23 protein-coding genes are annotated in these 26,025 nt (G+C 60.7%); 13 read left to right on the top strand and 10 right to left on the bottom strand.

Annotated features, from left to right (window positions below; translation table 11 throughout):
* The first annotated feature begins 65 nt into the window (after nucleotides 1-65).
* Nucleotides 66-1,097: a LacI family DNA-binding transcriptional regulator gene (locus tag BS629_RS11410; protein ID WP_003543025.1), complete on the top strand. Its 1,032-nt coding sequence runs from the start codon at nucleotides 66-68 to the stop codon at nucleotides 1,095-1,097.
* A gap of 81 nt (nucleotides 1,098-1,178) precedes the next feature.
* On the opposite strand, the gene xylA is transcribed toward BS629_RS11410, so the two are convergent.
* The 5 genes from xylA to BS629_RS11385 form a co-directional block, all read right to left on the bottom strand.
* Nucleotides 1,179-2,489 carry a xylose isomerase gene (gene xylA, locus BS629_RS11405; protein WP_018243620.1) on the bottom strand — a complete coding sequence of 437 codons (1,311 nt, stop codon included), beginning with the start codon at nucleotides 2,487-2,489 and terminating at the stop codon, nucleotides 1,179-1,181.
* A 154-nt stretch (nucleotides 2,490-2,643) separates the two neighbouring features.
* Nucleotides 2,644-4,098, bottom strand: coding sequence for a xylulokinase (xylB, locus tag BS629_RS11400; RefSeq protein ID WP_018243621.1), 1,455 nt, complete (start codon nucleotides 4,096-4,098; stop codon nucleotides 2,644-2,646).
* 21 nt (nucleotides 4,099-4,119) lie between these two features.
* Nucleotides 4,120-5,145: a LacI family DNA-binding transcriptional regulator gene (locus BS629_RS11395; protein ID WP_018446020.1), complete on the bottom strand. Its 1,026-nt coding sequence runs from the start codon at nucleotides 5,143-5,145 to the stop codon at nucleotides 4,120-4,122.
* Between the two features lie 208 nt (nucleotides 5,146-5,353).
* Nucleotides 5,354-6,952 carry a DHA2 family efflux MFS transporter permease subunit gene (locus BS629_RS11390; RefSeq protein WP_018243623.1) on the bottom strand — a complete coding sequence of 533 codons (1,599 nt, stop codon included), beginning with the start codon at nucleotides 6,950-6,952 and terminating at the stop codon, nucleotides 5,354-5,356.
* Between the two features lie 127 nt (nucleotides 6,953-7,079).
* Nucleotides 7,080-8,297 carry an HlyD family secretion protein gene (locus tag BS629_RS11385; protein WP_018243624.1) on the bottom strand — a complete coding sequence of 406 codons (1,218 nt, stop codon included), beginning with the start codon at nucleotides 8,295-8,297 and terminating at the stop codon, nucleotides 7,080-7,082.
* A 151-nt stretch (nucleotides 8,298-8,448) separates the two neighbouring features.
* Here BS629_RS11385 and BS629_RS11380 point away from each other — a divergent pair, with 151 nt between their 5' ends.
* From BS629_RS11380 to lysS, 5 genes are all read left to right on the top strand, one after another.
* A complete protein-coding gene (locus BS629_RS11380) occupies nucleotides 8,449-9,129 on the top strand; it encodes a TetR/AcrR family transcriptional regulator (RefSeq protein ID WP_018243625.1) in 681 nt (226 codons plus the stop codon).
* A 208-nt stretch (nucleotides 9,130-9,337) separates the two neighbouring features.
* The gene (locus BS629_RS11375; protein ID WP_018243626.1) at nucleotides 9,338-10,177 is read left to right on the top strand and encodes an AraC family transcriptional regulator; all 840 of its coding nucleotides are present in this window, start codon (nucleotides 9,338-9,340) and stop codon (nucleotides 10,175-10,177) included.
* Between the two features lie 155 nt (nucleotides 10,178-10,332).
* On the top strand, nucleotides 10,333-11,082 hold the full coding sequence (locus tag BS629_RS11370) for a TerC family protein (protein WP_026188530.1): 750 nt from the start codon (nucleotides 10,333-10,335) through the stop codon (nucleotides 11,080-11,082).
* 245 nt (nucleotides 11,083-11,327) lie between these two features.
* On the top strand, nucleotides 11,328-12,794 hold the full coding sequence (gene gltX, locus BS629_RS11365; protein WP_018243629.1) for a glutamate--tRNA ligase: 1,467 nt from the start codon (nucleotides 11,328-11,330) through the stop codon (nucleotides 12,792-12,794).
* Nucleotides 12,795-12,817: 23 nt separating this feature from the next.
* Nucleotides 12,818-14,314: a lysine--tRNA ligase gene (gene lysS, locus BS629_RS11360; RefSeq protein WP_018243630.1), complete on the top strand. Its 1,497-nt coding sequence runs from the start codon at nucleotides 12,818-12,820 to the stop codon at nucleotides 14,312-14,314.
* A 168-nt stretch (nucleotides 14,315-14,482) separates the two neighbouring features.
* On the opposite strand, the gene BS629_RS11355 is transcribed toward lysS, so the two are convergent.
* Nucleotides 14,483-15,232 (bottom strand): hypothetical protein, encoded by a 750-nt coding sequence (locus BS629_RS11355; RefSeq protein ID WP_018243631.1) that lies wholly within the window; start codon nucleotides 15,230-15,232, stop codon nucleotides 14,483-14,485.
* Nucleotides 15,233-15,411: 179 nt separating this feature from the next.
* Here BS629_RS11355 and BS629_RS11350 point away from each other — a divergent pair, with 179 nt between their 5' ends.
* The 7 genes from BS629_RS11350 to BS629_RS11320 all read left to right on the top strand — a co-directional run bounded on the left by BS629_RS11350 (nucleotide 15,412) and on the right by BS629_RS11320 (nucleotide 22,343).
* Nucleotides 15,412-16,320 carry a LysR family transcriptional regulator gene (locus BS629_RS11350; RefSeq protein ID WP_003566676.1) on the top strand — a complete coding sequence of 303 codons (909 nt, stop codon included), beginning with the start codon at nucleotides 15,412-15,414 and terminating at the stop codon, nucleotides 16,318-16,320.
* A gap of 117 nt (nucleotides 16,321-16,437) precedes the next feature.
* Nucleotides 16,438-17,598 carry an ABC transporter substrate-binding protein gene (locus tag BS629_RS11345; protein WP_018446010.1) on the top strand — a complete coding sequence of 387 codons (1,161 nt, stop codon included), beginning with the start codon at nucleotides 16,438-16,440 and terminating at the stop codon, nucleotides 17,596-17,598.
* A 232-nt stretch (nucleotides 17,599-17,830) separates the two neighbouring features.
* The gene (locus tag BS629_RS11340) at nucleotides 17,831-18,817 is read left to right on the top strand and encodes an ABC transporter ATP-binding protein (RefSeq protein ID WP_018243633.1); all 987 of its coding nucleotides are present in this window, start codon (nucleotides 17,831-17,833) and stop codon (nucleotides 18,815-18,817) included.
* On the top strand, nucleotides 18,814-19,776 hold the full coding sequence (locus tag BS629_RS11335) for an ABC transporter permease (RefSeq protein WP_018243634.1): 963 nt from the start codon (nucleotides 18,814-18,816) through the stop codon (nucleotides 19,774-19,776). Before BS629_RS11340 ends, BS629_RS11335 begins: the two co-directional genes overlap by 4 nt.
* Entirely contained in the window at nucleotides 19,766-20,578 is an 813-nt protein-coding gene (locus BS629_RS11330; RefSeq protein WP_018243635.1) for an ABC transporter permease, read from the top strand. The genes BS629_RS11335 and BS629_RS11330 overlap by 11 nt, the downstream gene beginning before the upstream one ends.
* A 13-nt stretch (nucleotides 20,579-20,591) precedes the next feature.
* Nucleotides 20,592-22,019: a gamma-aminobutyraldehyde dehydrogenase gene (locus tag BS629_RS11325; RefSeq protein ID WP_018243636.1), complete on the top strand. Its 1,428-nt coding sequence runs from the start codon at nucleotides 20,592-20,594 to the stop codon at nucleotides 22,017-22,019.
* Between the two features lie 150 nt (nucleotides 22,020-22,169).
* A complete protein-coding gene (locus BS629_RS11320) occupies nucleotides 22,170-22,343 on the top strand; it encodes a DUF1328 domain-containing protein (RefSeq protein ID WP_003552965.1) in 174 nt (57 codons plus the stop codon).
* Nucleotides 22,344-22,472: 129 nt separating this feature from the next.
* Here BS629_RS11320 and BS629_RS11315 read toward each other — a convergent pair whose 3' ends face one another.
* The 4 genes from BS629_RS11315 to BS629_RS11300 form a co-directional block, all read right to left on the bottom strand.
* Nucleotides 22,473-23,132: a DUF3313 domain-containing protein gene (locus tag BS629_RS11315; protein ID WP_077988263.1), complete on the bottom strand. Its 660-nt coding sequence runs from the start codon at nucleotides 23,130-23,132 to the stop codon at nucleotides 22,473-22,475.
* Nucleotides 23,133-23,298: 166 nt separating this feature from the next.
* On the bottom strand, nucleotides 23,299-24,675 hold the full coding sequence (locus tag BS629_RS11310; RefSeq protein WP_018243638.1) for a sensor histidine kinase: 1,377 nt from the start codon (nucleotides 24,673-24,675) through the stop codon (nucleotides 23,299-23,301).
* Nucleotides 24,672-25,412: a response regulator gene (locus BS629_RS11305; RefSeq protein ID WP_018243639.1), complete on the bottom strand. Its 741-nt coding sequence runs from the start codon at nucleotides 25,410-25,412 to the stop codon at nucleotides 24,672-24,674. Before BS629_RS11305 ends, BS629_RS11310 begins: the two co-directional genes overlap by 4 nt.
* Nucleotides 25,413-25,643: 231 nt before the next feature.
* Complete coding sequence (locus BS629_RS11300) at nucleotides 25,644-25,922, bottom strand: hypothetical protein (protein ID WP_018243640.1); 279 nt, start codon at nucleotides 25,920-25,922, stop codon at nucleotides 25,644-25,646.
* Nucleotides 25,923-26,025 lie beyond the last annotated feature (103 nt).

Raw genomic sequence — 26,025 nt, 5'->3', positions numbered from 1 at the left:
CCTGCCTTTGACCTCTCGACAAGTCTGTGTAGTGTCGCGGCGAAGACAGCCCAAGGCAGAGCTCAGTGTCGAATTCCACGCCCGCAACCATCGAAGACGTCGCCCGGATCGCCGAGGTCTCTATCGCGACGGTTTCCCGGGCAATCCACATGCCGGAGAAGGTCGCCAACTCCACGCGCCTCAAGGTCAACCAGGCGATCGCCATCACCGGCTATACGACCAATGCCATGGCGCGCAGCCTGAGGCTCGGCCGCTCCAACATGATCCTTGTCGTGGCGCCCGATATCGGCGATCCCAATTTCTCCAACATTCTCGTCGGGCTGGAGAACGAAGCGCGCGCGCACGGCTACGGCATCCTGATCGGCCACACGCAGAACGATGCCCAGCGCGGTCTGGAATATCTGAAATTCTTCAATTCCAACCAGGCGGCCGGATTGATCCTCTTCACCGGTATCCTGCCCTTCGGGCATCAGACGATGACCGCACGGCTGCCGCCGAGCGTCGGTGTTTTCGAGCCCGTGTTCAACGGCGGCATTCCCTATGTGGGCGTCGACGATACCGAGGGCGCTCGGAAAGCGGTGGACCTGCTGCTGGCCGAAGGGCATCGCAAGATCGCCTTCATCGGCGATTCGCGCACCCGGCTTGCCTATACCAGGCGCCGGATGGGTTACGATGCCGGTCTCGACGCCGCCGGCATCCCGCCCGACACCAGGATCGTGCTCGAAGGTGACGGCACGATCGAAAGCGGGCGGCATGCGGTCGAACAGCTTTTCATGCGCGACACGCTTCCGACGGCCTTCATGTGCGTCAACGACCAGACGGCGATCGGCGTTATGGTCGGGCTCGGCGCGCGAGGCTACGATATTCCGCGGGATTTCTCGGTGACCGGTTTCGACGACGTGCCGCAGGCGGTCTTCATATCGCCGCCGCTGACCACGATCCGCCAGCCGAGAACGGCAATCGGCAAGCAGGCGATGGCTCTGCTGCTGGAACTCCTGTCCGATGGCCGGCCGACCGAAACGGAAATCCTGCTGCGGCCGGATCTGGTGGTTCGAAACTCCGTCTCAGCCCCATCGCGCAACTGGTCGAAACGGTAAACCAATAGAGGCTGAAGGCTTTGCGCCCTCGCCGGCCCGAAGAGGCTTGCACCGGCGGTCGATGACCGCCGGTGCGCTTCATCAAACGTAACGGTTGACGACGTTCTCCAGCAGCTCCTGCTTGCCGGATCTCGGCTGCGGGTTCACGTCGTGGCTCTCGACATAGTGGGTGATCTCATCCAGCGAATACTCGCCGCGGAAGAGCTTCTGCGCCTCGGCGGATTCCCAGCCGGCATAACGATCAGCGAGCGGCTGCGACAGAGCCTTGTCCTCGATCATCTTGGCGGCGGCCTTCAGGCCGCGGGCGCAGCAATCCATGCCGCCGATATGGCCGATCAGCAGATCTGCCGGGTCGAGAGACTGACGGCGAAGCTTCGAGTCGAAGTTGGTGCCGCCGGTCTTGAATCCGCCACCTGCCAGAACATGGTAATAGGCGAGCGCCATTTCCGGAACATTGTTCGGGAACTGGTCGGTGTCCCAGCCGGACTGGTAGTCGTTGCGGTTCATGTCGATCGAGCCGAAGATGCCGAGTGCATTGGCAAGCGCCAGCTCGTGCTCGAAGGAGTGGCCGGCAAGGATCGCGTGGCCCTGCTCGATATTGAGCTTCACCTCGTTTTCAAGGCCGTGCTTCTTGAGGAAGCCATAGACGGTCGCGACGTCGTAATCATACTGGTGCTTGGTCGGCTCCTGCGGCTTCGGCTCGATCAGGATCGTGCCCTTGTAGCCGATCTTGTGCTTGTATTCGACCACGAGGTTGAGGAAGCGGCCGAGCTGGTCGAGCTCGCGGCCGATATCGGTGTTGAGCAGCGTCTCGTAACCTTCGCGACCACCCCAGAGCACGTAGTTTTCGCCGCCGAGCTTCTGCGTGGCATCGATGCAGGTCTTTACCGTCGCAGCTGCGAAAGCGAAGACATCGGGATCCGGATTGGTCGCAGCGCCCGACATATAGCGGCGGTGGGAGAAGAGGTTCGCCGTGCCCCAGAGCAGCTTGGTGCCGGTTGCGGCCTGCTTCTCGGCGAAATAATCGACGATCTCGTTGAGGTTCTTGGTGTTTTCGGCGAAACTCTTGCCCTCAGGACGCACGTCGGCGTCATGGAAGCAGTAGTAGGGCGAGCCGAGCAGCGAGAAGAATTCGAAGGCGACGTCGGCCTTGAGCTTGGCGGCCTTCATCGTGTCCTCGAACCACGGACGCAGGAAGGTCTGGCCACCGAACGGGTCGCCGCCCGGCCAGGTGAAGGTGTGCCAATAGGCCACCGCAAAGCGCAGATGGTCTTCCATGCGCTTGCCCATGACGATCTCGTCCGGCTGGTAGTAGCGGAAGGCCAGCGGATTGGTGCTGTCCGGGCCTTCGTATTTTACTTTCTGGATATCGCCGAAAAATCCGGTGCTCATGTTGGTTCTCCTTGGGTTCACTCTTGTCTGTTGTTCCGTGGGGCCCCCTCACCCTACCCTCTCCCCGCTGGCGAGAGGGAAAGAGGCGCCGCTGCTGGTCTCTCCTCCCCTTGGGGAGAGGGTGCAGGCAGGCGGATCGGCGGCTGCCCAAATATCAATGCGCCAGCGACTTGATCGCCGGGTAGAGCGCGCGGTAGCGCTTGTAAGCATCCTCATAAGCGCCGCTCAGTGCCGACACCGGCTCGATCGTTCCGGCTGTTACCGGCGGCGTGCAGACGGCAATGGGATCTGCCCCCGTTGCTGCGATCAGGCCGAGGCGGGCTGCGCCAAAGGCCGCGCCGAAATCGCCGTCGGCCGGCAGGTCGACCGGAACGCCGAGCGCGGTCGCGATCGACGCCAGCCAATAACGCGAGCGCGAACCACCGCCGATCGCCGTGACCCGGGATATGCCGGTGCCGGCCGAGCGCAGCGCTTCGAGATTGTCGCGAATGGCGAAGGCGACACCTTCGAGCACTGCCTGGGTGAGAACGACACGGCTGCTTTCGTGTTCGAGGCCGATGAAGGCGCCGCGGATGACGGCATCATTGTGCGGTGTGCGCTCGCCGGAGAGATAAGGCAGGAAGGTGACACCGGTGGGCGCCTTCAGCGTGTCGCCGACCTCGCCGGTAAGATCGGCGGCCGATCTGCCGGTCACACCGGAATGCCAGTTCAGTGCATCGGTCGCCGACAGGATGACGCCCATCTGGTGCCAGGTGTTCGGCAGCGCGTGGCAGAAGGCATGCACGGCGCTTTCCGGCTTCGGCAGATACGAGCCGTTGGCGGCAAAAAGTACGCCTGATGTGCCGAGCGAGACAAAGGCGGCGCCATCGCTGACCGTGCCCATGCCGCAGGCCGAAGCCGCATTGTCGCCGGCACCACCGGCAACGACGACATCACCTGATATACCCCATTGCGCCGCCAGTTCGGACCGGAGCTTGCCGGCCTGCTCGGTGCCTTCGACAAGCGCCGGCATCTGCTCCTCGGAAAGCTTGGTGGCGGCGAGCAGTTCGGAGGACCAGGCACGTTTGCCGGTGTCGAGCCAGGAAGTGCCGGCAGAATCCGACATTTCCGAGATATACTCGCCAGTCAGCCAAAGACGCAGGTAGTCCTTCGGCAAGAGCACCTTGGCGATCTTGCCGAAGACATCGGGCTCATGTTTTGCGACCCAGGCGAGCTTCGGCGCCGTGAAGCCGGGGAAAACGATGTTGCCGGTGAGCGCGCGAAAGCGCGGATCGGCATCGAGTGCCGCGGCCTCGACATAGCTGCGGGTGTCGTTCCAGAGGATGCAGGGGCGCAGGACCTTGTCGGAGGCATCGACGAGCGTTGCGCCGTGCATCTGGCCGGAAAGGCCGATGCCCTTGACCGCAGCTAACTCCTTCGGATGTTTTGCCTTGAGGCCGGCGACAGCCTCCTCCGTGGCGCGCACCCAGTGGGCCGGCTCTTGCTCCGACCAGCCGGAATGCGGACGCGAGACGTCGAGCGAACCATTGGCCGAGCCGACGATCTTCTGATCACCGTCGATCAGCATCGCCTTGACGCCGGAGGTTCCGAGATCGAGACCCAGATACATGTGGTATTTCTCCCTTTGCCGTTACGGCAGATTGTCTTTCAGGAATATGTCGAGGCGGATGCGCTCCTGCGCTTCGATGACGGCAAGCCCGTCCGCCTTGGCTTTCAGCACGCGGATTGCGCTGCGCACCTCATGGCCGGCATCCTGGTTGAGGATCGCATCGATCGTGTTGTCGATGAGTGCCGCCCGCGTATGGGCGGTCAGCTCGTGGGCAATCACGGTCAGTATGCGGTCGACGGCCTTCTCCTTCAGCGCCCGGATAAGGCCGCGATTGCCGGCGCCGAGGCTGTAGACGCCGATGATCCCGGCATTCCTTGAAAGCGCGTCAGCGACGAGCATGTGGGCGACCTCGGGGTCGTCGCGGCCTTCGAGAACCGGCAGGATTGCCAGATCAGGAAATTCCTCGGCCATGACTGCGCTAAAGCCCTCCAGCCGCTCGCGATGATCGCGCACGAGCATGGAGCCGGCGAGCACAGCGATCTCGCCCTTTCGCCGCCCAAGAAATCGACCGAGCAGTCGGGCGGCTGTACGGCCGGCCGCGATATTGTCGACGCCGGCATAGTGATGGCGCAGCGAGCCCGTGAGATCGGAAACCAGGGTAACGATGGGAAAGCGCTCGCGCACCAGCCGGTCGACGGCGGCGCGCACCTCAGGCGCATCGGTCGCGACCAGTGCGATGCCACAAGGTTTTTCCTGGGAAAGCCCTTCGAGCACGGAGACGAGGGCGGCCGGATCGAAGGCCGGCACCTCGATGGTGCGGATATCGGTACGCTCGGCCGGCGAGCGGAGAGCGGCCTGCCGGATTTCGGCATTGAGCCCGTACATGAAGGAATTGTCGCTGGCCGGAAGGATGAAGACCAGCGGATAGGTGCGCCCCTTGGCAAGATTGGCGGCGGCGACGTCTCTGACATAACCAAGCTCGCGGATCGCGGTCTCGACCTTTTCCCGCGTGACGTGGCGCACACCGGGGCGCTGATTGAGAACCCGGTCGACAGTCGCGAGACTGACACCGGCCGCGGCGGCGATATCGTGAACTGTTGGCCTCATCATTCCTCCTGACGAGACCATTAGCGCCAATTTTGATGTACGTAAATCAAAAAAACGAATAGGCCAATTTCCGCATTGTTTTCCGGTATTGCGGTCCGCTTCGCACCGATCCGGCCAGCGCTTATCTGCCGGATGGCACGGAGGCCAAAAAACAGCAAACAAAAAGGCCCTCCGAAGAGGGCCTTTTCAAGGGGCGGCAGGCCGGAGGTCAGTGGCCGCCACCGCCTCCCCCGCCTTGCGGCGCGGGTTTCTTGATCATCGCGACACCGAGGATCATCGCGAGGAAAAGCGCAGTCAGGATCAGGAACACGTCGCTGAAGGAGAGGATGATCGCCTGCTTGGTGGCAAGCCCGACCATCTGCTTGATCGCGACCGAGGCGCCATCCATGCCATAGGTGTTGAAATTCGCGGCCATGTTGTTCATCTGGTCGATCGCCGCCGGATTGCCCCAATCCATATTCTCCCGCAGCCGCTCGTAATGCACGTCCTGCCGATTGGTGAGCACGGTGTTGATGACGGCAAGGCCCACGGCGCCGCCGAGGTTTCTGGTCAGATTGAACAGGCCGGACGCGCCGCGCATGCGCGAGGGCGGCATCGTGCCGAGCGCGATGTTGTTGATCGGCACCATGCACATCATCAGCCCGAAGCCACGCAGGATCTGCGGGATGAACAGTTCGTAGAAATCCCAATCCGCCGTCAGATGCATCATGATGAAAGTGCCGGCAGCGAAACTGACGAAGCCGATCACCATCATCAGGCGCAGGTCCATCTTGGTCGACAGCCGGCCGGCGATCGGCGCGGTGAAGAACATCGCAAGTCCGGAGACGAACATCGTCTCGCCGATCATCAATGAGTCATATCCACGGATGCGCCCGAGATAGACCGGATAGATATAGGTGAGGCCATAGAGGCCGATGCCCATGACGAAAGAAAACACCGAGCCGAAGGAAAAATTCCGGTTCGCGAAAGCCTTCAGGTCGACGACGGGGAAATCCACCGTGAAGGCGCGATAGAAGAAGACGATGGCTGCAACGCCGGAGGCAACCGCTGCGATGGTGATGGAACTGTCGTTGAACCAATCGTTCGAATTGCCCTCTTCGAGCACATATTCCAGCGCGCCGAGGAACACACCCATCGAGATCAGCCCCCACCAGTCGAACTTCTTGAAGAGCGACAGTTCCGGCTTGTCGAAATCGATGAAGTTCCAGGTGACGATCGTGACGATGATGCCGGGAACGATATTGACGAGGAACAGCCAATGCCAGGAGAAGGCGTGGCTGAGATAACCGCCGACCGTCGGGCCGATAGTCGGCGCCAGCGTCGCGATCAGGCCGATGATCGGCGAGACGATGCTACGCTTCGACGGCGGGAAGATGGTGAAGGCGGCCGCGAAGACCGACGGGATCATGCCGCCGCCGATGAAGCCCTGGATGACGCGATAGACGATCATCTGGTCGATATTCGTCGCCGTCGCCGCCAGCGCGCTCGCCATGGTGAAGCCGGCGGCCGAGATCGCGAAGAGATAACGCGTCGAGATGATGCGCGCCAACGTGCCAGACAGCGGGATCATGATCACTTCCGCGATCAGATAGGACGTCTGCACCCAGCCGATCTCGTCGCTGCCGGCCGAAAGGCCAGCCTGGATCTCCGCAAGCGAGGCCGAAACGATCTGGATGTCGAGGATCGACATGAACATGCCGAGCACCATCGCGAAGAAAGCGATGAGCTTCTTCGGATCCATGCGCTCGTCGGCATGGGCAGGCGCTGCCGGAATCGTCCCCGCTGTTGCTGTCGCGCTCCCGGCCATCAGACCACCTCCGCCTTTCCAGAGCAATTCCGTTTTTCTTCGAATTACGGAATTGCTCTATCTCTTTGTTTCACGCAATTCCGGGTGCAAAACCGCTGCACACTTTTGCTGGAATTGCTCTAAAGGCTTACTTGCTCGGCGCCGTACGGGTGTCGACGTCGACGACGACGCTCAGGCCCGCGCGCAGACGCCCGCTGTCGAGCGCATCCTGCGGCAGCGCGATGCGCACTGGCACCCGCTGGATCACCTTGGTGAAATTGCCCGTGGCGTTTTCGGGCGGCAGCATCGAAAAGACTGAGCCGGAGGCCGGTGAGATCGATTCGACGGTGCCGACAATAGGATGATCGCTATAGGCATCGACCTGGACGTTGACCTTCGAACCCGGCACCAGATGCTGGATCTGCGTTTCCTTGAAATTGGCGTCGATGTAGAGCTGGCGCACCGGAACGAGTGCCATCAGGCGCTGGCCGGGAGAGACCAGGTCGCCCTCCTGGACGGAGCGGTTGCCGACAATGCCGTCATAAGGCGCCTTGAGCACGGTGAAGGAAAGGTCACGGACGGCCTTGTCGCGCGAGATTTCCAGCGAACGCACCGAGCCTTCTGCTTCCTTGCGCTGGGCCTGGAGGATGGTGATGTTGGCCTGTGCAGCGGTGATGTTGGCGTCGCCGCCGGCAAGATTGGCCTTGGCCTGGTCGAGGGCGATATTGGCGTTGTCGAGATCGGCGGCGGTGCCGACCGACTTCGCCTGAAGGTCGCTCTGGCGCTTCTGCGTGATCTCGGCACCGCGAACGGCCGCTTCGAGTGCCACCTTCTGCGCCTGCGCCTGCACGAGGCTCGCATTCGCGCCTTCGATCTGCGCGTCGATACGCTGCAGCGAAAGCTGTTCGGTGACGATCTGGGCCTGGGCCAAGTCGAGGGCGTTCTGATAGTCGCCGTTATCAAGCGTGGCAAGCACGTCGCCCGCTTTGACTTCCTGGTTGGCGACAACGTTCACCTTCGCGACGTAGCCCGTGACCTTCGGCGAAATCGTTGCGATATCGCCTTCGATATAGGCGTCGTCGGTCGACACCATGAAGCGGCCGTTCGTCCACCATTCGTAACCATACCAGCCGCCGCCTGCGAGAAGGGCGAGCACGACGATCGGCAGCACCGGGCTGCGGCGCTTCTTTGCAGCCGCAGGTGCGGCGACGACCGAAGCCGGCGCCGACTGCGCGGGAGCGGAAGGTACTTCGCGGGCTTCCGCCGTCGGAGCTTCTGCAACGGCCGCGACCTCGGCCTTTACCTCTTCGGTCTCGGCGTTTTCGCTGACGATACGCGCGACGTTGCTCTTCTGGTTGCTCGACATAACCACTTTACCGATCTTGGAGTAAATAATCGAACTGAACGGTTCGGTTCAGTTGACTTAAACCTGTTTTATCGTCATATCAAGATGTATAGAACCAATCGGTTCGATTTCTTTAAAGAAAATGCGAAACCGTAAACACGGTTAAGAGGACATGACGCTGAAACCCGACCACGCCGCCGTATTCAGTCCTCCCGCTGCCGGAGGCCGATTTGCCGCAGGCGAAGATCCGGCCAAGCGCCAACAGATCCTCGCCGGCGCCAAGCGCGTCTTCATGAAGATGGGTTTTGATGCCGCCAGCATGAATGACGTGACGCGCGAGGCCGGAGTCTCCAAGGGAACGCTCTACGTTTATTTCACCAACAAGGAAGAGCTGTTTTCGGCGATGATCGAGACCGAGCGCGCCGCCTTCGTGGCGGCCGTGCGCACGGCGCTTGCCGAACATGACGATCCCGAAGCCGGCCTGTATGAATTCGGGATAAGCTTCGTCACCCATATGACCGATGAGAAGGTCATCAACGCCATGCGCACCGTTCTCGGCGTTCGCGACCGCATGCCGGTGCTCTGTCAACGCTTCTTCAAGGGCCCGGTAAACCTGCGCACCATCATGCGCGACTTCCTGGAACGGCACATCGCCGAAGGCAGGCTGGAGATCGATGACATCGATCTCGCCGCCGGCCAGTTTCTCGATCTCGCCAGCGGTAGTTTCTTCAAACTCCGCCTGTTCGGAAGCATGGAAGAGCCGCCGCCGCGTGACGAAATCGAGCGCGTCATCCGCGGCGCGATCCGGGTCTTCATGGCCGCCTATGGCGTGCGCCGGCACGAGACCGCCTGACCGCACCCTAGACCGCCGCACTCCATCGGCCAAAATCCCGCAATAGCGATCAAATCCGGCTGCCGGCTTTTCTTTAAGGAAGAAGCTGCAACACTGCATAATTCCTTAAATCGAAATCGATTTAAGGATAAAATTATGCAGCACTTCAAAGTGTTACAGCGTCCTTTGCGCCTCTCAAAAAGACGCGCGGCGCTGTAGGAGAGTGAGGATGAGCGCCGTCGGACGGGCGATCTGGTTCATCGAGAGCCATTTCGAAAGCGATATATCGCTGGAAGAGATATCGGAAGCAGCCGGATTGTCGCGCTACCATCTGTCGCGCGTCTTTGGGCTCGTCACCGGTCACTCGATCAGCGGCTATATAAGAGGGCGGCGCCTCAGCCGCGCCGTGCCCACACTGGTCGGCGGTTCATCCACCATTCTCGAGGTTGCGCTTTGCGCGGGCTACGGCTCGCACGAGGCCTTCACCCGTGCCTTCCGCGACCAGTTCGGCATGACGCCGGATGCGGTGCGCAGACAGGGGCACGCCCGTAACCTTGTCTTGCTGGAGCCGATCAGAATGGACCCTGCCCACCTCAACGACCTCGAACCGCCCCGCTTCGAAACCCTCCAACCGATGCTGTTTGCCGGCTTGCAGGAGATTTACCCCTATGGCGGCAACGCCGCAATTCCCTCTCTCTGGCAGAAGTTCAATGCCCATTTCGGTCATATCTCCGGTCAGAAAGGCAATGTCGCCTACGGCATCTGCACGCATATCGACGGTGAAGCGGAGAAATTCCGCTATATGGCCGCGGTCGAAATCTCCGATGCCGACGATCTGCCGGCGGATTTTGCAACGCTCAAGCTTCCGGGCCAGCGCTACGTCGTCTTTGCCCATCGCGGCCATGTCTCCGGCATTCCGGCGACCATGAACCGGATATTTGGCGCATGGTGGCCGACCTCGGGCCTGGAGCACGGCGAGACACCCGACATGTTCGAACGCTACGACGAGCGCTTCGACCCCTATACCGGCATGGGCGTCACCGAAATCTGGTTGCCGATCAGAGCATGATGCCGAAAAGTGTCAGCGGTTTTCGGACGACATCCTGTTCTAGGGAATAAAAGTCACATCGGTTTCGTATACCCCCTTGCGGCGCTTGCCTGGCAGGCCGGCGACATTACATTGCGAGCGTCATTACTCACGTGACGCAAAAGGGATATATGCTGATGCAGGAAATCATGACGCTCATTCAGGATCCGGCCGCCTGGGTGGCGCTCATCACGCTGGTGGTGATGGAAGTCGTTCTCGGGATCGACAACCTGATCTTCATTTCCATTCTCACCAACAAACTGCCGCCCGAACACCGCGAGAAGGCCCGCAAGATCGGCATCGGTCTTGCGCTCGTCATGCGTCTCGTCCTGCTCGGCACCATCGCCTGGATCGTGCAGCTGACCGAACCGCTGTTTGAAGCCTTCGGCCACGGCTTCTCCTGGAAGGATCTCATCCTGATTGCCGGCGGTCTGTTCCTCGTCTGGAAGGCCACCAAGGAAATTCACCACAGCGTCGACCCCGTGGACCATGAAGAGGATTTCATCGCCAAGTCGGCCACGACAGGCTTTGCATCGGCCATCGGCCAGATTCTGTTGCTCGACCTCGTCTTCTCCGTCGACAGCATCATCACCGCCGTCGGCATGACGCCTCATCTGCCGATCATGGTGGTCGCCGTCGTCGCCGCCGTCACCGTCATGCTTGTTGCCGCGACCCCGCTTGCCAACTTCATCGAGAGGAACCCGACGATCGTCATGCTGGCGCTCGCCTTCCTGCTGATGATCGGCACGACGCTGATCGCCGAAGGCATGGGCTTCCATGTGCCGAAGGGCTACGTCTATGCCGCCATGGCCTTCTCGGCGCTGGTCGAGGTGCTGAACATGATCGCGCGCAACGCCCGCAAGCGAAAACGCGACGCCGCGCATTGAGGCTTGGGCACGAGGGCGCGGCGGAACCGACGCGCCCTCACGCACCACCATCAGGCCTTTGCAGGCGTGGTTTTTCTTGACGCGCCCGGTTGAATATGGCCTAAGGCCAGCCGAACGGACGATCGGTGGATAGTGCGGGCGCATGCCCTTTTCCGGCCGGTTTGCCGATGAAGATATCTGCATCCTTCCGGCCGAACGTCGCTTTCCCCATGAAAGCCGTCCGGCATCATTGACGGGCACACACAATGACAGTTTCCGGGACAGCTACCGGCGTCCGCGTTCGCATCGCTCCCTCGCCGACCGGCGAGCCGCATGTCGGCACCGCTTACATCGCTCTCTTCAACTACCTTTTCGCCAAGAAGCACGGAGGCGAGTTCATCCTGCGTATCGAGGATACCGATGCGACGCGCTCGACCCCGGAATTCGAAACGAAGGTGTTGGACGCACTGAAATGGTGCGGGCTGGAATGGAAGGAAGGCCCTGATATCGGCGGTCCCTACGGCCCCTATCGCCAGTCCGACCGCAAGGAAATGTACCAGCCTTACGGGCAGGAATTGCTGGACAAGGGCCATGCCTTCCGCTGCTTCTGCACACCCGCGCGGCTGGAGCAGATGCGCGAAACCCAGCGCGCCGCCGGCAAGCCGCCGAAGTACGATGGTCTCTGCCTCAACCTCACGGCCGAGGAAGTCACCTCGCGCATGGCCGCCGGCGAGACGACCGTCATCCGCATGAAGATTCCGGCCGAAGGCTCCTGCGACTTCACTGACGGCGTCTACGGCGATGTCTCCATTCCGTGGGATTCGGTCGACATGCAGGTCCTCATCAAGGCCGACGGCATGCCGACCTATCATATGGCCAACGTCATCGACGACCATCTGATGAAGATCACTCACGTCGCACGCGGCGAAGAATGGCTGGCCTCCGTGCCGAAGCACATCCTTCTCTATCGCTATTTCGACTGGGACCAGCCGGTCTTCATGCACTTGTCGCTGATGCGCAATGCCGACAAGTCGAAGCTGTCGAAGCGCAAGAACCCGACCTCGATCTCCTATTATTCCGCGCTTGGCTACATTCCGGAAGCGTTGATGAACTTCCTCGGTCTGTTCTTCGTCCAGATCGCCGAGGGCGAAGAGCTCCTGACGATGGACGAGCTCTCCGAGAAGTTTGACCCGGAAAACCTCTCCAAGGCCGGTGCGATCTTTGACATTCAAAAGCTCGATTGGCTCAATGGCCGCTGGATCCGCGAGAAGCTGTCCGAAGAGGAGTTCCAGGCGCGTGTGCTGACCTGGGCGATGGAAAACGACCGTCTGAAGGAAGGTCTGCGCCTGTCGCAGACGCGCATTTCCAAGCTCGGCGAACTGCCCGATCTCGCCGGCTTCCTGCTGAAGTCCGATCTCGGCCTGCAGCCTTCCGACTTCGCCAAGATCAAGTCACCGCCGGAGGAGATCCTGGAGATCCTCAACACCGTTCAGCCGGATCTCGAAAAGATCCTGGAATGGAACGTCGAGACGATCGAGGCGGAGCTGCGCGCGATCGCCGACCGCATGGGCAAGAAGCTGAAGGTCGTGGTCTCGCCGCTCTTCGTCGCCGTATCCGGCTCATCGCGTTCCCTGCCGCTTTTCGATTCCATGGCGATCCTCGGCCGGTCCGTCGTGCGTCAGCGTCTGAAGCTCGCCTCGCAGGCGGTCGCCGCCCTCGTCGGCTCGAAGTAAGAACAGTCAGAGGATTTTCGACAATGGCTGACAACAAGACCGAAAACACCCTTTCCTCCGACGCGACGGAAGTGCGCGCCCAGAAGCTGAAGCTGCTGCGCGAGCAGGTCGGCGAGGTCTATCCGGCGCATTTTCACCGCACGATGGGCAATGCCGAGCTTACCGCGAAATACGAGAGCCTGGAGCCGGACACCGAGACGCAGGATGTCGTCACCGTCGCCGGCCGCGTCTATTCCTCGCGCAACTCGGGCATGTTCATGGATCTCCATGACGCCTCCGGCAAGATCCAGATCTTCTCGCACAAGGATGTCACCGGCGAGGAAGCCCGCGCCCTGCTGCCGATGATCGATATCGGCGACATCATCGGCGTCACCGGCATCGTGCGCCGCACCAAGCGTGGCGAGCTGACGATCAACGCGCAGACGATCACCATGCTGACGAAGTCGCTGCTACCGATGCCCGAGAAGTGGCACGGTCTCTCCGACATCGAGCTGCGTTATCGCAAGCGCCATCTCGACATCATGACCAACGAGGATTCGAAGCTCCGCTTCCAGCAGCGCTCGAAGATCCTCTCCGGCATCCGCCGCTTCATGGAAAATGACGGCTTCATGGAAGTCGAGACGCCGATGCTGCATTCGGTCTATGGCGGCGCCACCGCCGAGCCGTTCAAGACCCATCACAACACGCTGAAACTCGACATGTACCTGCGCATCGCGCCGGAACTGTTCCTCAAGCGCACGCTGGTGTCGGGGCTGACCGACAAGGTCTTCGAGATCAACCGGAACTTCCGCAACGAAGGCGTCTCCACCCGGCACAATCCCGAATTCACCATGATGGAGTGTTACTGGGCCTATGCCGATTACGAGGACATCATGGACCTCGTCGAGCGGTTGTTCGAAAACCTGGCGCTCTCCATCCACGGCGCGACGGAATTCCCCTTCGGCGACAAGACCATGTCCTTCAAGGGTCCGTTCAAGCGCGTGCCGATGCCCGATGCCGTCAAGGAAGCGACCGGCATCGACTTCCTCGCCATCAAGACCGATGAAGAGGCGCGCGCTGCCGCCAAGGCTGCCGGTTTTGCGGTCGAGAAAGATTGGACCTGGGGCGAATGCCTCGCCTTCATCTTCGAGGAAAAGGTCGAATCCACCCTGATCCAGCCGTCGCATGTCACGCATTTCCCGAAGGACATTTCGCCCTTCGCCAAGGAAGTGCCAGGCGAGCCGCGCCTGGTCGAGCGCTTCGAGACCTATTGCAACGCCTGGGAACTCGGCAACGCCTTCTCGGAGCTCAACGATCCCGAGGAGCAGCGCCGCCGCATGGTCGAGCAGCTCGAACAGGCGCATGCCCGCGGCGAAAAGGAAAAGCAGCTGGACGAGGAGTTCCTCGACGCCATCGACCAGGGCATGCCACCGGCCGGTGGCCTCGGCATCGGCGTCGACCGTCTCATCATGCTTCTGACCAATGCGCCGTCGATCCGCGACGTCATCCTCTTCCCGGCCCGCCGCAGCAAAGCCGACTGACCGGAAGAAAAGCAAAAAATCGAAGCGGGGTGCAACTGCATAATTCCTTAAATCGGGATCGATTTAAGGATAAATTATGCAGCAACTCAAAGTGCTACAGCGTCCTTTGCGCGTCCGAAAAGACGCGCGGCGCTGTAGCCGGCGCTCCGCTTTTTTCATGCTGTTCGTTCAATGGGCCTGAGATGGTGCAGTTTCCGCCGGCGGCTCTTCGGCCGGCGCTTCCGCCACCACATCGGCACCCGCGTTCTCGGCAGGCGCCGCTTCGCTTTCGGCTGCCGGTGCTGCGCCATGTGCGCCGCCTGCCGGCTTCTTTTCCTTGCCCTTTTCCCCGTTCTTCGTCGAGCCAACCGCGACCGGGTCGACGCAATCCTCGGGGTCCTTGAAACCAGCGCTGATCATGGCGATCTCGTCGAGTGGCATCTCAATCCGCTCGCCGAAGAACAGCCCGTTTTCACTGGCCTTGCCGTCGTAGTAGCGCGCCGTATAGGACTTGTCGTCGAGGCCGGGAACGGTCTTGTCGGGATGCGGGATATAGACGACATCGGCGCCGATCGCCCGGCCGCGAATATCCGCGCGCAAGGTGGGGCCGTTCTCGTCGAGCACCACCACCTGGACCAGATCCGGCTTCTGCGCGGCATAAACGGCCTGGGCGACACGAAGCGCGGTCTTGACGCGCGTCATCCCGTCGGTCGGTTCGGTTTTGATGTATTTGCGCACCCAGACGTGGTCCTGCTTCCGGATCGTCACCAGGTTGACGTCGCTGCATTCGAGCCCGTAGCCACCACCAGTTGCACCGATCAGCCTGTCCTTGCCGACATAGACCGCCGCACCGCCGGAAACGCCCGCCAGAAGAGCGACTCCACCGATGATGATTGCCAATTTCCGGGAAGGCCGGAAGATGCGCAGTAAGGCCTTCACGCCAACTGCTCCGCCATCTGAAACTCCAACGCAGGACAAGTGTTGAGAACGCTAAAGAAATGACGTTTCCGAAAGTTTAAGTGGGCGTGTGAAGCCTGCGCCATTTTGAGAAAACACCAAAAAAGGTCCGCTTTTTTGGGTCGCTTGCCACGGCCTATTCCGCCATGCTCTAAACGCCCATGGCCTTCACGCTTCGCCAGGTTCAATATTTCGTCGCCGTCGCCGAACAGGGTTCGGTGACGCGAGCCGCACAGAACCTTTCGATCTCGCAATCCTCGGTGACGGAAGCACTAAAGGAGCTCGAAACCGACCTCGGCGTCGAACTCTTCGAGCGCCATCCGCGCGGCCTGACGATCACCCATAACGGCCACCAGTTCCTGCGTCATGCGACGAAGATCCTGGCCTCCGTCTCCGATGCACGGACCAGCTTTTCCGGCCAGCAAAGCGCCCTCTCCGGCACGCTGAACATCGGCGTCACCTCGCTTGTCGCCGGCTACGTCCTCTCCGACCTGCTGGCGCGATATCGGCGCGCCTGTCCGGGCATCGAGGTCAGCGCCATCGAGGACAATGGTGGTTACCTCGAACATCTCCTGGTCGGCGGCGAACTTGATGTCGCCGTCATGGTGATATCAAACCTGCGCGACCGCATGGCGCTGCAGGCGGAGATCCTGGAGACCTCGCCCTATCGACTATGGCTACCGATGGGCCATCCGCTGGTATCGGCCGACATCATCTCGGTCGCCGACATCGCCCGCGAACCGCTGATCATGCTGACGGTCGACGAAATCGAGGAGAATACCGGCAAGCTGCTCTCAGCACTCGGCGCCCGCCCGCATGTCGCCTTCCGCACCCGCTCGGTGGAGGCGGTGCGCAGCCTGGTTGCAACAGGCGCCGGCGTGGCCCTGCTTCCCGATCTCGTCTACCGTCCATGGTCGCTGGAAGGCGACCGCATCGAGAGCCGCGACGTCTCCGGTTCGCTGCCGGTCGTGCAGGTCGGCATGGTCTGGCGCAAGGGCTCCAGCCTGCCCCAGGCGGCGCGCGACTTCGTCGGTATCGCCGAAAGCTTACGATCCGGCCGCATCCGCTGATATCGGAATTTCCGATACCGTCTTTCTGATAAATGAATTTGCGAAAGCGGCTTTTTCGCGTCACCTTTTCATCCGGGAACAAACCGCCACAGAAAGTGGCAAACCGGGAGACGGATGATGACGAATCTGTTGAAATCCTGCACGGCGGCGCTCACCTGCCTGAGCTTCGCGACGCAGGTGATCGCCGCCGAACCGCTGAAGGCCTTGGGCAAGGGCGAAGGCGCGGTCAGCATTGTCGCCTGGGCCGGCTATATCGAACGCGGCGAAACCGACAAGAACTACGACTGGGTCACCGATTTCGAAAAGGAGACCGGCTGCAAGGTTTCCGTCAAGACCGCCGCCACTTCGGATGAAATGGTGTCGCTGATGAACGAAGGGGGCTTCGATCTTGTCACGGCATCGGGCGACGCCTCGCTCCGTCTCATCGCCGGCAAGCGTGTCCAGCCGATCAACACCGATCTGATCCCGAGCTTCAAGACCGTCGACGAGCGCCTGCAGAACGGACCGTGGTATACGGTCGGTGGCGTGCATTACGGCGTGCCCTATCTCTGGGGACCGAATGTGCTGATGTACAATACCGATGCCTTCAAGGACAAGGCGCCGACCAGCTGGAACGTCGTCTTCGAGGAGCAGACACTGCCCGACGGCAAGTCCAACAAGGGCCGCGTCCAGGCCTATGACGGCGCGATCTACATCGCCGATGCCGCCATCTACCTGATGGCCCACAAGCCGGATCTCGGCATCAAGGACCCATACGAGCTGAACGAAGACCAGTACAAGGCCGCCCTCGACCTGTTGCGCGGCCAGCGCAAGCTCGTCTCCCGCTACTGGCACGACGCGATGATCCAGATCGACGACTTCAAGAACGAAGGCGTCGTCGCCTCCGGTTCCTGGCCTTTCCAGGTGAACCTGCTGCAGGCCGACAAGCAGAAGATCGCCTCCGCTTTCCCGGATGAAGGCGTCACCGGCTGGGCAGACACCACCATGCTGCATGCCGACAGCGAACATCCGAACTGTGCCTATATGTGGATGGAACATTCGCTGAAGGCCAAGGTCCAGGGCGATGCCGCCGCCTGGTTCGGCGCCGTGCCCTCCGTTCCCGCGGCCTGCAAGGGCAATGAACTGATGGGGGATAGCGGCTGCGCCACCAACGGCTTCGATCACTTCGACAAGATCAAGTTCTGGAAAACCCCTGTCGCCAAATGCACGACGCAGGGCGAATGCGTGCCCTATCATCGCTGGGTGTCGGATTATATCGGCGTGATCGGCGGACGGTGACTTGCGTTCTCACTGAGGGGACTGTTGTAGCGTAAGACCCCTTCCCAACCTCTCCCCACAAGGGGGAGGGCTTCAGCGGCGCCGCCTCGTCCCTGCTGTATGCAGCAGTAAGGTTGTATCCGGAGGGTGCTGAAGGTTAAGTCCCTCGCCCTTCTGGGGAGGGGTTGGGGAGGAGTTTTTTGCGTATGCAAGAATCTCACCCGTTCAGTGCATCTCAAGACCCGGAGCCCTCATGACACCCGCCGTCCGTTTCCAACAGGTATCGCGCCATTTCGGCCAGGTTCGCGCCGTCGACGGCGTCGATCTCGAGATCGCGCCCGGCGAATTCTTTGCCATGCTCGGGCCATCCGGCTCCGGCAAGACGACGTGCCTGAGATTGATCGCCGGTTTCGAGCAGCCGACCGCGGGCCATATCCAGATCTTCGGCGAGACGGCAGACGGCGTTCCGCCCTATCGCCGCAACGTCAACACCGTGTTCCAGGACTATGCGCTCTTTCCGCATCTCAACATCCTCGACAATGTTGCCTACGGGCTGATGGTCAAGGGCGTCGGCAAGGCGGAGCGGATGAAGGCGGCAGGCGATGCACTCGAACTCGTCAAGCTGCCGGGCTACGGCGCCCGCCGCCCCGGTCAGTTGTCCGGCGGCCAGCGGCAGCGCGTGGCGCTCGCCCGCGCGCTCGTCAACAAGCCGAAGGTGCTGCTGCTCGACGAGCCGCTTGGCGCGCTCGACCTGAAGCTGCGCGAGCAGATGCAGGAAGAATTGAAGAGCCTGCAACGCGCGCTCGGCATCACCTTCGTCTTCGTCACCCACGATCAGGGCGAGGCGCTGTCCATGGCCGACCGCGTTGCCGTCTTCAACGATGGCAACATCGTCCAGCAAGGCACGCCGCAGGATATCTACCGCTGCCCGAGGACCCGCTTCGTCGCCGATTTCGTCGGCTCGTCGAACGTCATCGCGCCTGATCTGATGGCCTTGCTTGGCGGCGAGAAACGCTGGGCGAGCCTCCGCCCCGAGGCGATCCGGCTGGCAAGCGACGGCGTCGAGGCGAAAGTTGAAAATGCAAGTTTCCTCGGCGCGGCCACGCGTCTCAGCGTCGACCTCAAGGGCAGCCGGCTGCATGTCATGCTGCCCGCCGGCGCGCCAGTGCCGGATCTCGGCGCCGGTATCCGCCTCGCCTGGCAACCGGCCGATATCCACTACATGGATGATGCGGCATGACGGCGCTCACCATCACAGGCGGCAAGACTTCGATCCTTCCGGGGCGTGGAGGTTTCTTCGGCCAACTGTCGGATGCCTTCTGGCGGCACCCGAAGCTCTTGCTCTTCCTGATGCTGACGCCGCCGCTGCTCTGGCTCGGCATCATCTATATCGGCTCATTGATCGCCCTGCTTCTGCAGAGCTTCTTCTCGATCGACGATTTCTCCGGGCTGGTGAATACTGAATTCACCCTCTCGACCTATGCGCAGCTGCTGAATCCTGCGAATTTCGACATCATCATCCGCACCTTGGTGATGTCGGCGCTGGTCACCATCGCTGCCGCCCTGATCGGCTTCCCGATCGCCTACTATGCGGCGCGTTATGCGCAAGGCAAATGGAAGGCGCTCTTCTACCTCGGCGTCATGCTGCCGCTCTGGTCGAGCTATCTCGTCAAGATCTACGCCTGGAAACTAATCCTCGCCAAGGAGGGCATCCTCACCTGGATCTTCGAGAAGCTCCATCTCTCCTGGCTGCTCGATGCCATCCTGAACCTACCCGTCATCGGCGGAAACTCACTGTCGGTCAGCTACCTCGGCACCTTCATCGTCTTCGTCTATATCTGGCTCCCCTATATGATCCTGCCGACGCAGGCGGCCCTCGAGCGGGTGCCCGGCAACCTGATCGAGGCCTCGGCGGATCTCGGCGCCACGCCGCGCCAGACCTTCCGCACCGTGCTCCTGCCCTTAGCGCTCCCCGGCATCGTCGCCGGTTCGATCTTCACCTTCTCGCTGACATTGGGCGATTACATCATCCCGCAGATCATCGGCTCGTCCAGGCTCTTCATCGGCCAGGCGGTCTATGCCCAGCAGGGAACGGCCGGCAATGTGCCGCTCGCCGCCGCCTTCTCCGTCGTGCCGATCGTCATCATGGCGCTTTATCTGTCGCTCGCCAGGAAAATGGGGGCTTTCGATGCGCTCTGACCACAGGACATCGCCACTGACCTTGAAGATCGCCGCAGCCGTCGGATTGCTCTTTCTGCACCTGCCGATCCTGCTGATCTTCGTCTATGCCTTCACGACCGAAGAGAAGAGCTATCAGTGGCCGCCGCCCGGGCTGACGCTGCAGTGGTTTGCCGTCGCCTGGAACCGGCCGGATGTCTGGTCGGCGCTCAGCCTTTCCGTACAGGTCGCCGTCATCGCCACGGCGATCGCGCTGGTCCTCGGCACGCTCTGTGCTGCGGCCGTCAGCCAGACGAAGTTCTTCGGACGCGAGGCGATCTCGCTGCTGGTCATCCTGCCGATCGCCCTTCCCGGCATCATCACCGGCATTGCCCTGCGCTCCGCCTTCAGCCTGTTCGACATCCCGTTTTCGGTCTGGACCATCGTGCTCGGCCACGCCACCTTCTGCGTGGTCGTCGTCTACAACAATGCGGTCGCTCGCTTCCGGCGCACATCCGGCTCGCTGATCGAGGCCTCGATGGATCTCGGCGCCGACGGCTTCCAGACCTTCCGTCATGTCATCCTGCCGAATATCGGCACCGCTCTTCTTGCCGGCGGCATGCTTGCCTTCGCCCTGTCTTTCGACGAGGTCATCGTCACCACCTTCACCGGCGGCCAGCAATCGACCTTGCCGATCTGGATGCTCGAAGAACTCATCCGCCCGCGCCAGCGCCCTGTCACCAATGTGGTCGCCATGGTCGTGGTGCTCGTCACCCTCCTGCCAATCCTGGCAGCCTATTACCTCACCCGCGATGGCGACCAGATCGCCGGCGCTGGCAAATAACAGGGAGAACATCATGGATATCCAAATGCTGATCGGTTCCCGCTTCGAAAGAGGCACGGAGACGGAAGAGCACATCCTGAACCCGAAGACGGGCGAGACAGTGATCGACCTTCCGGAAGCCTCGCTCTCCCAGGTCGACGCCGCCGTCGATGCCGCCGAAAAAGCCTTCACAAGCTGGTCGCAGACGACGCCTGGCGAGCGTTCCGGCTACCTGCTGAAGATCGCCGACGCGATCGAGAAGGATGCCGTCGGCTTCGCCACACTGGAGGCTTTGAACTGCGGCAAGCCGATCAATGCCGTGCTGAACGACGAAATCCCGGCGATCGTCGATTGTTATCGCTTCTTCGCCGGCGCCGTGCGCAACCTGCACGCACCGGCGGCCGGCGAATATCTGCCCGGCCACACCTCGATGATCCGCCGTGACCCGATCGGCATCGTCGGCTCGATCGCGCCGTGGAACTATCCGCTGATGATGATGGCCTGGAAGCTGGCGCCGGCCATCGCCGGCGGCAATACCGTCGTCTTCAAGCCTTCGGAGCAGACGCCGCTGACGGCGCTGAAGATGGCCAAGCTGCTCTCCGAGATCCTTCCCGAAGGCGTCGTCAACGTCATTCTCGGCCGTGGCGAAAGTGTCGGCAACGCCCTGATCAATCATGCCAAGATCGGCATGATCTCAATCACCGGCGATGTCGCCACCGGCAAGAAGGTGCTGCAGGCCGCTGCCAAGACCGTCAAACGCACCCATCTGGAACTCGGCGGCAAGGCCCCGGTCATCGTCTTCGACGATGCCGATATCGATGCCGTTGTCGCAGGCATCCGCACCTTCGGCTATTACAATGCTGGCCAGGATTGCACGGCCGCCTGCCGCATCTATGCCGATGCCAAGGTCTACGACAATTTCGTCGCCGACCTCTCCTCAGCCGTCTCGAGCATCCGCTTCAACCAGGCCGACGATACCGAAAACGAGATCGGCCCGCTGATCTCCAGGCGCCAGCGCGACCGCGTCGAGAGCTTCGTCGCCCGTGCTTCCGAGCACAAGCACATGGAGATCACTGCCGGCGGCAAGGTCTCCGGCGACAAGGGCTTCTTCTTCACGCCGACCGTCATTGCAGGCGCCCTGCAGGACGACGAAATCGTCCGCCGCGAGGTCTTCGGCCCGGTCGTCTCGGTCACCCGCTTCTCCGATGCCGATGATGCCGTTGCCTGGGCAAACGACAGCGATTACGGCCTGGCCTCCTCCGTCTGGACCAAGGATATCGGCCGCGGCATGAAGACCGCCGCCCGCCTGCAATATGGCTGCACCTGGATCAACACGCATTTCATGCTGGTCAACGAGATGCCGCATGGCGGCCTCAAACAGTCGGGCTACGGCAAGGACATGTCGGTCTACGCACTGGAGGACTACACCGCCGTACGCCACGTGATGATCAATCACGGCTGAACCGGCGGGAAAAGCAAGGGTACGAAATTCGACGCAATGCCCATCAGTAGCACCGGGAGGTGCTTCACAGAGATCGCCATTCCATTCAAGCGATCTGGAACATTTTCCCGGTTGCTGCGTCTTTCCCAGGCAAACGCAAAGGATGATGTCATGCTGAAATGGGCTCTGATATTTTTCGTGATTTCGATCATCGCCGGCTTCTTCGGTTTCTCGGGCGTCTCCGCAGCTACCGCGACGATCGCCCGCGTTCTTTTCGGCATCGCGCTTGTGATCTTCCTGATCTTCCTTGTCCTTGCGCTGATGGCCGGTCAGGCGATCCTCTGATCGGTTGCGGAGCCGTTTGAAGACATCGGGGCCGCACCACTTCTGCATGCGGCCCTTCCTCTCTGTTGTCGAACGTCTCGGCTAGTTCGGCCGTGCATGGAACACGGCTAGGGCTTTTGCTCCTATCCCCTATTTCAACTCGGCAAGCAGAGCATCGGCACCTTTGCGGACGCCCACCATGGAGGCGTCCATCGCCGTGAAGCTTGCGCCGATATTCATTGCATTGGGATATTGCTTGGTGACATAGGAAGACAGGAGACGATTGCTCGCAGCATCATAGACCTCCACGGCATAATTCACCGAACCGGTCATCGAACCTTCTCGGCCGCGAGCGGCCTGAACGGTGTTGTACAATCCGCCTGCAACATCGATGCGCGTGACCGTTCCGAGTACCGCGGTCGTCGCCTTCGCCCCCGTCAGTGTCAGATGCAATCTGAGCGTTGCCGGAGCGGGTGTGCTGACAATCGCAAAGCGCGTCTTCAATTTTTCGGTGAATTGAGCCTGCATGTAATTGGCCAGGAAGATCCTGTCTTTTTCCGCAAGCTTGCCAAACTGACTGTCAGGACCGCTATAGACGGTAACGGGATCGACGATGATCCGGTTGTATTGGCTCCAGTTGACTTTCGTCCGATAGCGATACGGCACGCGGCCGGTTTTATCCTCAGTGTTCGGCTGGAGCTGTGATGCCGAAGCAAGTCCGGAATAAATCGTGGGGTCAGGGGTCGTGCATGCGGCAACGCTCGAACAGGCGAGCATCACTGCAACGCCGATTTTCAGATTTTTTATCAATGACTTGGCTCCAGCTTTGGAAATGCCGAATGGCATGGGATCTGCTGGCACCAGTTTTATGGAATTCGAATGTTGCTGTGTTTGCTATGATATGCGGAAATGTTCGCGAGCGATCTTTTGCTGCGAAGGCAGCGCGACGCGTGACGACGCCACGACGGGCAGTAAGTCAATGTGATGAAGGGATCGACGGCGAGCCTCCGGGCTGGATCCCCTGAGGGGCGGGAAGATCGATCACGACGACCAAGCCGGTTGGCTTCCTGTCCAACAACGTCAATTGTCCATTGTGCGCTTTGGTGACGATCCCTTTGGCGATCGGAAGGCCGAGCCCAAGCCCAGAACCGCCTTTGGCACTGATCTGGCGGGATTTATCCACTTTGAAGAACGGCTCCAGAACTTTCGCCTTGGCCTCATCGGTCAAACCAGGGCCGTTGTCGCCCACCGATATTTTGATCCCGCCATCGTCGATCTCTCGCAGATCGATTTCGACTTGCTTTGCATAACGAGACGCATTGTCGACCAGATTGGTAATTGCCCGAGTAAGGGCCTGAGGTTTGCAGATAAACGCCAGTCGCCGCGGACCGGTGAAGCTCACATCGATGCCCATGTCGGAGAAGTCTGTCGCAATCGTCTGCAGCAGGCTTGAGATATCGACCTTTCGATCAGCCTCCGCAGTGGATGCGTCTTTGAAATAGGCCAAGCACTCGTCGATCATGAAACTCAAGGTGGCGATATCGGTCAGCATCAGGCTGCGAAGCTCGGGCTCGCCGGAACGCTCGGCACGCATCCGCAATCTCGTCAGCGGTGTCCTGAGATCATGACCCACGCCACTCAGCATTCTTGTTCGATCCTCTGCCATGCTCTGGATTCGATCGCTCATAACGTTCAGCGATTCCGCCAGACTTCGAATCTCGGATGCGCCGTCCGGCTCGAAAGGCTTTTCCCAGCTGCCCTCCATGCTCGCTCGTTTTGCAGCGGCGGCAAAGTGCCTCAGAGGTTCGGTGATGAGCCGGCTGCTGAAATATGCGAGCAGCACCAATGGGATGACGATTTTTAAAAATCCGCTCGCCGCGGCTGGAACAAACCACACATAGCTGGGAAAAACTGGCAGTTGAAAGACAAGGGCGCGCTTATCATCAATTCCGACAGTCAGGACATCAGGGTGTGATTGACCGATGACGAAGCGATGAAATGCCGCGAAAATATTGTCGGCGAGCATTGTGTTGATACGCGCCACCAGCTCGCCTGGAGATACCATCTGCTGTTTGCCGGCGAGCGGCCGGTCTAGCGACAATTTTTCGACCCCAACGCCTAGCGCTGCTGCTCTCGTGAGAACGGCGCCTTCATCTTGCGCTGAATTTGCCTGGGCAAATTGCTCCGCGACCATCGCCGCTCTGGCAGCAAACAGGCCGTTTTGAAAGCCGCGATCATGACGGCCGTAGATATAGGGCTCCATGGCGGTCGCCACCACGGAAACGAGCACGACAAGGAAGGTCGCCAATATGAGGATCTGGCTTTGGATCGAAGCCCGCCGGAAATTTCTCAAGAGAGACGCTCTACCTTGGATGCGAAAAGATAACCGCCCAGCCGCACCGTCTTTATGAACGACGGATCTTTCAGATTTGGCTCTATCTTTTGCCTGACCCGGCTGATGTGGGCGTCGATGCTGCGCTCGACCGGCCCCGCTGATCCGGCATGTGTCATCGACAAGAGCTGTTCGCGAGTCAAAACCTTGTTGGGATTGCAGCAGAAGGCCAGGAGGATATCGAACTCCGCGGTTGTCATGGAAACCTGCGCTCCATCGGCGTCGTGGAGTTGACGGCTTTTTGGATCGATGCGCCATCCCGAGAACATCATCGGTCCAAGTGCTTCCTCCTGATGATGAGCATAGGACGCTCTGCGGAGAATACTCTTGATCCGGGCCAGCAGCTCGCGGGAGTTGAATGGTTTCGTGACATAGTCATCGGCTCCGAGCTCCAGGCCGAGAATGCGGTCGATATCCTCCTGGAGTGCCGTCAGCATCAGGATTGGCACCGAGCACGACGCACGAAGCCGCCTGCAGATGCTGAAGCCGTCCTCGCCCGGCAACATCGCATCGAGGACGATGAGATCGAATTGCTGTCGCGCCATCATTCGATCCATAGCCGCGCCGCTCTCCACCGACGAGGCCTCGAAGCCGCTGGTTCGAACTAGGTCCACCAGCATATCTGCGATTGCGGGATCGTCTTCGACGATGAGGATATGAGCCTGATTGGGAACTGCCATTTCATATGCCATCGTCATTCGTTCTCTTGCCGGGAGATGTCTCTCGGCGCGAAATTACCACGTTTCACCGTGTCTACATCAGGCGGCCTCGGCCACTGTCAACCGCAGTGGTTAATCTCCCGGACATCAGACACCACACGATCTGTCGCCGCGCCGACACCGCTCCGCCTTTAGGATATCGAGTATCGTGCAATGCTATATTCGATAATGTTGAGATATGTTGCGGGATTTCAGACACGGAGTCCGCCGTCAAAACTGCCTTTCGGGGTCGCCACTGACTTCCACATGGTCACCTCGGATTGCGCTATCGATGATGACGGTGGCGATGAAACACATCCGAACGACCAGCAGGCAAAAGAACACCAGAGAGACGATCGCCGTCGTGTAATGCTTCAACGCTGAGCGCTTCGGAAGCCGTGCGGTGAGCTTATGGAGAACGTTTCTGGCGAGACGACCGATCGCCACGAGCACGAACAGTGCCGTGATGATATATCCGCTCGCTGACGCTGCCCCGAGCAACTGAAACATGAGAAGACACCCGCACCAAGTCAGAAGTTCTGGTTTCGGAATGACGCTTTCAAGCCGACGAAACCCGGTAGAAAGATGCGCATAGGATCCGTCGGCAACGTGG

The organism is Rhizobium leguminosarum bv. viciae USDA 2370 (assembly GCF_002008365.1).
Lineage (GTDB): Bacteria > Pseudomonadota > Alphaproteobacteria > Rhizobiales > Rhizobiaceae > Rhizobium > Rhizobium leguminosarum.
Note: the sequence above shows the minus strand (reverse complement) of the source record. Positions and strands in the feature narration are given on the sequence as shown.